This window comes from Streptomyces sp. R11 (assembly GCF_041051905.1).
Taxonomy (GTDB): Bacteria; Actinomycetota; Actinomycetes; order Streptomycetales; family Streptomycetaceae; genus Streptomyces.
On record NZ_CP163432.1, the window covers coordinates 4,343,355 to 4,352,500 of the forward strand.

Consider the following 9,146-nt stretch of genomic DNA (forward strand, 5'->3'; position numbering starts at 1 on the left):
ACCTGATGCGGGACCCGCTGTCCGTCCTCACCGACGCCTTCACGTCCTTCCTCTTCGGGAAGGTGGAGACGACGCGGCTGCCGGTGCGCACGTCGACGGGCCAGGCCCAGGCGGTCTACCTCCCGACCGCCGCCCCCGGCCTCGGCGACTCGGGCGTCATCATCGGCCGCGAGGTCTACTCCGGAAAGGGCTACATCTACGACCCCTTCCAGCTCTACGGCCAGCAGCTCCCGGCCCCGCACTGGCTGGTCCTCGGCGAGTCCGGCAACGGCAAGTCGGCGCTGGAGAAGACGTACGTCCTGCGTCAGCTGCGTTTCCGCGACCGCCAGGTCGTCGTCCTCGACGCCCAGGGCGAGGACGGCGTCGGCGAGTGGAACCTCATCGCGCAGGAGTTGGGGATAACCCCCATCCGCCTGGACCCGACGGCCGCCCTGGACATGGGCATTCGGCTCAACCCGCTCGACCCCTCGATCACGACGACGGGCCAACTGGCCCTGCTCCGCACGATCATCGAGGTCGCGATGGGCCACGGCCTCGACGAGCGCTCCGGCTTCGCACTGAAGGTCGCGCACGCGTACGTCAACGAGACCATCCTCGACCGCCAGCCGGTCCTGACCGACATCGTCGAGCAGCTACGGCACCCCGAGCCGGAGTCGGCAGAGGCGATGAACGTCGCCATAGACGACGTACGCGCGTGGGGCCTGGACGTCGCTCTGGTCCTGGACCGTCTCGTCGACGGTGACCTCAGGGGCATGTTCGACGGCCCCACGACGGTCGGCATCGACCTCGACGCGCCGCTCATTGTGTTCGATTTGTCCCACATCGACCGCAACTCGATCGCCATGCCGATCCTGATGGCGATCGTCGGCGTTTGGCTGGAGCACACCTGGATCCGCCCCGACCGGAAGAAGCGCATCTTCCTGGTCGAGGAGGCCTGGCACATCATCAACAGCCCCTTCGTGGCCCAGCTCTTCCAGCGCCTGCTGAAGTTCGGCCGCCGGCTGGGGCTTTCCTTCGTGGCCGTCGTCCACCACCTGTCCGACGTCGTCGACGGCGCGGCGGCGAAGGAGGCCGCCGCGATCCTGAAGATGGCATCGACCAGGACGATCTACGCCCAGAAGGCCGACGAGGCGAGAGCGACGGGCCGCGTGCTGGGCCTGCCGCGCTGGGCGGTGGAGATCATCCCCAGCCTCACCCCGGGCATCGCGGTGTGGGACGTCAACGGCAACGTCCAGGTGGTCAAGCACCTGATCACCGAGACCGAACGCCCACTGGTCTTCACCGACCGCGCGATGACCGAGTCGTCCGCCGACCGCGAACTGACCGACGACGCCCTGCGCGCCGCCGAGTTGGAAGCGGAGGAACGGGCGGCGGCCTTCGTGGAGCAACACCTTGGCGACTCCGAATCGACGGTGGCGTAGGGGGCAGCGTGAGACCGGACGACCGCAGGGAACACCGGTACACCCGGGACAGTGGAGGCAGTCAGGGAGGCATCCCTGACGGCCTGTTGATCGGCCTGCTCGCCTTCCTCCTGGGCATGACACTGCTGGTCTGGACGGCGACGGGCCTCGCGGGCCTGTTCTCGCACGGCTCCTGGCCCTCCGGCGTCACCTTCGCCCGCACGCCCCTGGCCATGCGCTCCCTGGTCGCCCAGCCCCACGACATCCCGGGCGCGTGGCCGGAGACACCGGACGGACAGCTGTCGGGGTACGGCCTGTTCTGGGGGCTGTTCATCGGGCAGTTGATGGTCCTGGTCGTGTTGACCGTGTTCGTGCTGGGGACCGTGGCACGGTGGCGCGCGGTCAGGGCGGGGCGGCGCGCAGGGGAAACGGGGCGCGTGGGCAAGACAGAGGCAGAGGCTGCAGGGAAGGCGGCCGTGGCGGGGAAGACGGACAACGCGGTACGGCCCGGCTTCTCATCGGCCCCTGAGCCCGCTCCAGCACCCGTACACGGCGACGTACCGGCGCCGCGGACGGAAGCGGAGCCGATGGCCGCGATGCCGATGACTGCAGCGACCACAGCAGCGACGGCAGCAGCGACGGCAGCGGCCTCGGAGACAGCGGCGGTACGCAGCGAAGTGCCGGCGCCCGACGCCGGACCCCACACCGCGCTGCTCACCGAACGGGCGGGCGCGTGGGAAAAGATCCATGCAGCCCCGAGGGAAAGCCGCCAAGCCACCGCAACCCAGGCGGTACGCGACGCGGAAGGCCCCGCCTTCGTAGTCACGTCGAACCCCACGGTCTGGCAGGACTCAAAGGACGCCCGCGCGAAACTCGGCCCGGTCCTCCTCTACGACCCCACCCACCTCTGCGACACCCCGGCCCGCCTCCACTGGTCCCCCACAACGGGCTGCGAGGACAAGCAGACCGCGGTCTCACGAGCGGCGGCACTCCTGACCCCGGTCCGCCCCAGCTCCCGCCTCGACCAGGCGGTCAGCGACACCGCCGAAACGCTGCTGCGCAGTTACCTGCACGCCGCCGCCATCGACGGCCGCACCATCCGCCACGTCCACCGCTGGTCCCAGGGCACCCAGATCCAGGACGCCGTACGCATCCTGCGCACGAACCCGAAGGCGGCCCCGGGCGCGGCAGGCGAACTCGAAGCGGCCCTCACCGCCCACCCCGAACGGCGGGACATGGCCCAGGAGTTGACGACGAGGGCGCTCTCCGCCCTCTCCACGGTCAACATCCGGGAGGCCTGCACTCCAAACCGAACTGATGCCCTCACCTTGGATTCCTTCGTCCATGAAGGGGGCACGCTTTATGTGGTGGGTGAATCCATCGAGGACCCCCGAGCCAACCCCGGCGCCATGCCACTCCTGACGGCCCTTGCCGCAAGCGTGGTCGAGCGCGGCCGGCGCATGGCCGAACGGTCATCCTCCGGTCGCCTCGACCCACCAATGACGCTCGTCCTGGACGACGTCGCCGCCGTGGCTCCACTTCCCCAGCTCCCGGAGCTGCTGGCCACCGGAGCGGACCGGGGCATGCCGACCCTGGCCCTGCTCCGGTCCCGGGAACAGGCGCGCTCCCGCTGGCCCCACGACGAACTCCCGGCATAGCCGAACAGCCGGTGCAGGCCGGCCGATCACCGAACCCGGCCCCCTACGGCCGCTCGATGACGAACTCCAACTCGACCTCCGCCGCCCCCTCACCCAACGGCACGGTCACCCCACTCGGCTCGAACCCGACCTTCCGGTAGAACCGCTGCGCCCGCCCGTTCTCCTCGTGCACGATGAGCCGCACCCGCTCCGCGCCCCGCGACCACGCCCACTCCAGGCCGGCGTCGAAGAGCACGTCGGTCAGCCCGCTCCCCCGCTCCTCGGGCCGTACGAACACGGCGACGACATGCCCCTGCTTCCGCTCCACCGCAAAGCCGGCCCAGTCGGTCGTCCCCGGCTCCTCGACCAGCACGGTCAACGTCCCGACCCAGGCCCCGTCCGGCCCTTCGGCGATGATCTGCTGCGCCCCGTCGGCCCCCTCGCACGCCCCTGCAGCCCGCTCCTGCCAGAAGGAGTCGGGCCGGGCAACGGCCTGCTCGTACGTCTCCAGAAACGCGAGCGGCGCGACGGGATCCTGCAGCGCGGCAAGCCGCAACTCCTTGGCGGCGGGCCACTCGTCGGCACGGATGGACCGGATGACGTAGGCCCCGGGGTTTGTGGTGCTCATGGTCGCCACCGTAGTACCCGGGTAGGACATCGCTCATCCGGAATCCTGCCCAGGGTCCTGTGCCGGCCACCACCGGCCCCCGCAGGATGGACCACGTGACGCACGAGCGAGCGACGACGGAGCCACTCACCCAGCACATCCAGCGCATCAGCCGACGCGTACGGGCCTTCGACGGACGCCATCCGCTCGTCTGGGACCTGCACCTCACCGGCTTCTGGGTGCTGGCAGCGCTGATCGACTACCACGGCGACGGCTGGCTCAACGTGGCCCGCGACCGCGACAACCCCGGCTGGCTGGTCCTCACCCTGAGCCTCGGCCTGTCCGTCCCTCTCCTCGTCCGACGCGCCCACCCCCGCGCCGCACTCCTGGCCATAGCCCCGTTCGCCCTGGTCAACGCCTGGACCGGCATCGCTCTCCAAGCGGTCCTGCTCCAGCTGCTCGTCGTCTTCCACATCGCCCTGCGCCGCCCGCCCCGCAACCTCTGGTGGGCGACGGCCCTGATCACCGCGCCCGTCGCCGTGATGGCAGCCCGTCACCCGCAGGGAACCCCGGACAAGGACATCGTCCCGGTACTGATGTCCATCGCCGTCGCGGTGGCCATCGGCATCACGGTCCGCACCCGCCGCGACCACACCGAGGCCCTCGAGGACCGCGCCCGCCGCCTGGAGATCGAACGCGACCAGCAGGCCCAGCTCGCCGCCGCAGCCGAACGAGCCCGTATCGCCCGCGAGATGCACGACATCATCGGCCACAACCTCTCCGTCATCACCGGCCTGGCCGACGGCGGCCAGTACGCGGCCGCCAAGTCCCCGGAACGCGCCACCCAGGCCCTCCACGCCATCGGCACCACCAGCCGCCAGGCCCTGGCCGAACTACGCCGCCTCCTCGACGTCCTACGCGACGACGAACACCCCCGAGCACCCCACCCGGAGCTGACCCCCCAACCCACCCTCACCGACCTGAACCAACTCCTCGACGGCGTACGCGCCGCGGGCCTCCCCATCCAGACCACGACCCACGGCACCCCCAGCCTCCCCCCGGGCCGCCAACTCACCGTCTACCGCGTCATCCAGGAAGCCCTCACCAACACCCTCAAACACGGCGGCCCCCACACGACCGCGCACATAGAGCTCTCATACGAGGAGAAGGGCGCCGTCACCGCGACCGTGACCGACACCGGCAGTGGCGGACCGGCCGAACCCACCCGCGGTCGCGGCCTGCCCGGAATGCGCGAGCGAACGGCCCTGTACGGCGGCACACTTGAGGCCGGCCCCCGCCCGCACCCCGAGCAGGGCTGGCGCGTCCACCTGCATCTCCCGGAGGAATCCCCGCAGTGACCACCGTCCTCATAGCCGACGACCAGCCTCTCCAGCGCTTCGGCTTCCGAATGCTCCTCGAAAGCCAGGACGACATGACGGTGGTGGGCGAAGCCGCCAACGGCGGCGAGGCGATCCGCATGACCGCGCAACTACACCCCGACGTGATCCTCATGGACGTCCGCATGCCCGGCCTGGACGGCATCGAGGCCACCCGCCGCATCACCACCACCGGCGACCGCACCAGAGTCCTGATCCTCACGACCTTCGACCTCGACGAGTACGCCTACGCCGGCCTCCGCGCAGGCGCCTCCGGCTTCCTCGTCAAGGACGCTCAGCCGGAGGAACTCCTCTCAGGTATCCGCGCAGTCGCCACCGGCGACGCGGTGGTCGCCCCAAGCCTGACCCGCCGCCTCCTCGACGCGTACGCCCACCACCTACCGACGCAAGGCCACGCCAACGGCCAGGAACCGTCACCGCTGGACCACCCCCGCCTCTCTCCCCTCACCGACCGCGAACGCGAGATCCTCTCGGTGATCGGCAAGGGCTGGACCAAAACGGAGATAGCCGCCCGCCTCCACCTCGCCGAGTCGACGGTAAAGACCCACGTGGGCCGCATCCTCGCGAAGACCGGCTCACGGGACCGAATTCAGGCGGTGATTCTGGCGTACGACACAGGACTGGTACAGCCGTCCTGAGCCACAAACGCAGAAAGGCCCACACCATAAGGTGTGGGCCTTTCTCACAATTTGTTCGGCGGCGTCCTACTCTCCCACAGGGTCCCCCCTGCAGTACCATCGGCGCTGTAAGGCTTAGCTTCCGGGTTCGGAATGTAACCGGGCGTTTCCCTCACGCTATAACCACCGAAACACTATGAAACTGTCAGCCGCACCGCATGTGGCCATACGGGGCTGTTCGTGGTTTCAGAACCAACACAGTGGACGCGAGCCTCTATGGACAAGCCCTCGGCCTATTAGTACCGGTCACCTCCACACGTTACCGTGCTTCCAGATCCGGCCTATCAACCCAGTCGTCTACTGGGAGCCTTACCCCATCAAGTGGGTGGGAATACTCATCTCGAAGCAGGCTTCCCGCTTAGATGCTTTCAGCGGTTATCCCTCCCGAACGTAGCCAACCAGCCATGCCCTTGGCAGAACAACTGGCACACCAGAGGTTCGTCCGTCCCGGTCCTCTCGTACTAGGGACAGCCCTTCTCAATATTCCTACGCGCGCAGCGGATAGGGACCGAACTGTCTCACGACGTTCTAAACCCAGCTCGCGTACCGCTTTAATGGGCGAACAGCCCAACCCTTGGGACCGACTCCAGCCCCAGGATGCGACGAGCCGACATCGAGGTGCCAAACCATCCCGTCGATATGGACTCTTGGGGAAGATCAGCCTGTTATCCCCGGGGTACCTTTTATCCGTTGAGCGACGGCGCTTCCACAAGCCACCGCCGGATCACTAGTCCCGACTTTCGTCCCTGCTCGACCCGTCGGTCTCACAGTCAAGCTCCCTTGTGCACTTACACTCAACACCTGATTGCCAACCAGGCTGAGGGAACCTTTGGGCGCCTCCGTTACTCTTTAGGAGGCAACCGCCCCAGTTAAACTACCCATCAGACACTGTCCCTGATCCGGATCACGGACCCAGGTTAGACATCCAGCACGACCAGAGTGGTATTTCAACGACGACTCCCCCTGAACTGGCGTCCAGAGTTCACAGTCTCCCACCTATCCTACACAAGCCGAACCGAACACCAATATCAAACTGTAGTAAAGGTCCCGGGGTCTTTCCGTCCTGCTGCGCGAAACGAGCATCTTTACTCGTAGTGCAATTTCACCGGGCCTATGGTTGAGACAGTCGAGAAGTCGTTACGCCATTCGTGCAGGTCGGAACTTACCCGACAAGGAATTTCGCTACCTTAGGATGGTTATAGTTACCACCGCCGTTTACTGGCGCTTAAGTTCTCAGCTTCGCCAGGACGAATCCTGACTAACCGGTCCCCTTAACGTTCCAGCACCGGGCAGGCGTCAGTCCGTATACATCGCCTTACGGCTTCGCACGGACCTGTGTTTTTAGTAAACAGTCGCTTCTCGCTGGTCTCTGCGGCCACCCCCAGCTCAGGAAGCAAGTTCCCTCACCAGTGATGGCCCCCCTTCTCCCGAAGTTACGGGGGCATTTTGCCGAGTTCCTTAACCATAGTTCACCCGAACGCCTCGGTATTCTCTACCTGACCACCTGAGTCGGTTTAGGGTACGGGCCGCCATGAAACTCGCTAGAGGCTTTTCTCGACAGCATAGGATCATCCACTTCACCACAATCGGCTCGGCATCAGGTCTCAGCCTTGTGTGCGACGGATTTACCTACCGCACGGCCTACACCCTTACCCCGGGACAACCACCGCCCGGGATGGACTACCTTCCTGCGTCACCCCATCACTCACCTACTACCAGCTCGGGTCACCGGCTCCACCACTCCCCTCAACTCCGAAGAGATCAGGGCGGCTTCACGGGCTTAGCATTACTGGATTCGATGTTTGACGCTTCACAGCGGGTACCGGAATATCAACCGGTTATCCATCGACTACGCCTGTCGGCCTCGCCTTAGGTCCCGACTTACCCTGGGCAGATCAGCTTGACCCAGGAACCCTTAGTCAATCGGCGCACACGTTTCTCACGTGTGAATCGCTACTCATGCCTGCATTCTCACTCGTGAACCGTCCACCACTGCCTTCCGGCGCGGCTTCACCCGGCACACGACGCTCCCCTACCCATCCATACACCCGTTGGGGCTATTTGTATGAATGACACGACTTCGGCGGTACGCTTGAGCCCCGCTACATTGTCGGCGCGGAATCACTAGACCAGTGAGCTATTACGCACTCTTTCAAGGGTGGCTGCTTCTAAGCCAACCTCCTGGTTGTCTCTGCGACTCCACATCCTTTCCCACTTAGCGTACGCTTAGGGGCCTTAGTCGATGCTCTGGGCTGTTTCCCTCTCGACCATGGAGCTTATCCCCCACAGTCTCACTGCCGCGCTCTCACTTACCGGCATTCGGAGTTTGGCTAAGGTCAGTAACCCGGTAGGGCCCATCGCCTATCCAGTGCTCTACCTCCGGCAAGAAACACACGACGCTGCACCTAAATGCATTTCGGGGAGAACCAGCTATCACGGAGTTTGATTGGCCTTTCACCCCTAACCACAGGTCATCCCCCAGGTTTTCAACCCTGGTGGGTTCGGTCCTCCACGAAGTCTTACCTCCGCTTCAACCTGCCCATGGCTAGATCACTCCGCTTCGGGTCTTGAGCGCGCTACTACATCGCCCTATTCGGACTCGCTTTCGCTACGGCTTCCCCACACGGGTTAACCTCGCAACACACCGCAAACTCGCAGGCTCATTCTTCAAAAGGCACGCAGTCACGAGATACGTGCAAGCACGTATCCGACGCTCCCACGGCTTGTAGGCACACGGTTTCAGGTACTATTTCACTCCCCTCCCGGGGTACTTTTCACCATTCCCTCACGGTACTATCCGCTATCGGTCACCAGGGAATATTTAGGCTTAGCGGGTGGTCCCGCCAGATTCACACGGGATTTCTCGGGCCCCGTGCTACTTGGGTGTCTCTCAAACGAGCCGCTGACGTTTCGACTACGGGGGTCTTACCCTCTACGCCGGACCTTTCGCATGTCCTTCGCCTACATCAACGGTTTCTGACTCGTCCTGTTGCCGGCAGACAACAGAAGAGAGATCCCACAACCCCGTATACGCAACCCCTGCCGGGTCTCACACGTATACGGTTTAGCCTCATCCAGTTTCGCTCGCCACTACTCCCGGAATCACGGTTGTTTTCTCTTCCTGCGGGTACTGAGATGTTTCACTTCCCCGCGTTCCCTCCACTTGCCCTATGTGTTCAGGCAAGGGTGACAGCCCATGACGACTGCCGGGTTTCCCCATTCGGAAACCCCCGGATCAAAGCCTGGTTGACGACTCCCCGGGGACTATCGTGGCCTCCCACGTCCTTCATCGGTTCCTGGTGCCAAGGCATCCACCGTGCGCCCTTAAAAACTTGGCCACAGATGCTCGCGTCCACTGTGCAGTTCTCAAACAACGACCAGTACACCGTCACACACCACCACAGTGGTGCTACACCGGCGCCGGCAAC

At 65.2% G+C, this 9,146-nt stretch carries 5 protein-coding genes and 2 rRNA genes; 4 read left to right on the forward strand and 3 right to left on the reverse strand.

Translation table 11 applies throughout. The annotated features are described in order from the left end of the window. Positions 1-5 precede the first annotated feature (5 nt). A complete protein-coding gene (locus AB5J55_RS19845; protein WP_369271984.1) occupies positions 6-1,421 on the forward strand; it encodes an ATP-binding protein in 1,416 nt (471 codons plus the stop codon). 8 nt (positions 1,422-1,429) lie between these two features. Next, positions 1,430-3,058, forward strand: coding sequence for a type IV secretory system conjugative DNA transfer family protein (locus AB5J55_RS19850; protein ID WP_369271985.1), 1,629 nt, complete (start codon positions 1,430-1,432; stop codon positions 3,056-3,058). A 43-nt stretch (positions 3,059-3,101) separates the two neighbouring features. Here AB5J55_RS19850 and AB5J55_RS19855 read toward each other — a convergent pair whose 3' ends face one another. Further along, entirely contained in the window at positions 3,102-3,665 is a 564-nt protein-coding gene (locus AB5J55_RS19855) for a GNAT family N-acetyltransferase (protein ID WP_369271986.1), read from the reverse strand. A gap of 86 nt (positions 3,666-3,751) precedes the next feature. On the opposite strand from AB5J55_RS19855, the gene AB5J55_RS19860 reads away from it, so the two are divergent. Then, a complete protein-coding gene (locus AB5J55_RS19860; protein ID WP_369276237.1) occupies positions 3,752-5,002 on the forward strand; it encodes a sensor histidine kinase in 1,251 nt (416 codons plus the stop codon). Continuing rightward, positions 4,999-5,679: a response regulator gene (locus tag AB5J55_RS19865; RefSeq protein WP_369271987.1), complete on the forward strand. Its 681-nt coding sequence runs from the start codon at positions 4,999-5,001 to the stop codon at positions 5,677-5,679. Before AB5J55_RS19860 ends, AB5J55_RS19865 begins: the two co-directional genes overlap by 4 nt. A gap of 53 nt (positions 5,680-5,732) precedes the next feature. On the opposite strand, the gene rrf is transcribed toward AB5J55_RS19865, so the two are convergent. Together rrf and AB5J55_RS19875 are read right to left on the reverse strand one after the other, a co-directional pair. Then, a 5S ribosomal RNA gene (rrf, locus tag AB5J55_RS19870) occupies positions 5,733-5,849 on the reverse strand. An 85-nt stretch (positions 5,850-5,934) separates the two neighbouring features. Then, positions 5,935-9,056 (reverse strand): 23S ribosomal RNA (locus tag AB5J55_RS19875). Positions 9,057-9,146: the final 90 nt, after the last annotated feature.

What these genes read in the sequence shown, in the direction of transcription:
- AB5J55_RS19855 (WP_369271986.1), bottom strand. Translation starts at nt 3,665, where the DNA reads ATGAGCACCACAAACCCCGGGGCCTACGTCATCCGGTCCATCCGTGCC.
- AB5J55_RS19845 (WP_369271984.1), top strand. Translation starts at nt 6, where the DNA reads ATGCGGGACCCGCTGTCCGTCCTCACCGACGCCTTCACGTCCTTCCTC.
- AB5J55_RS19860 (WP_369276237.1), top strand. Translation starts at nt 3,752, where the DNA reads ATGGACCACGTGACGCACGAGCGAGCGACGACGGAGCCACTCACCCAG.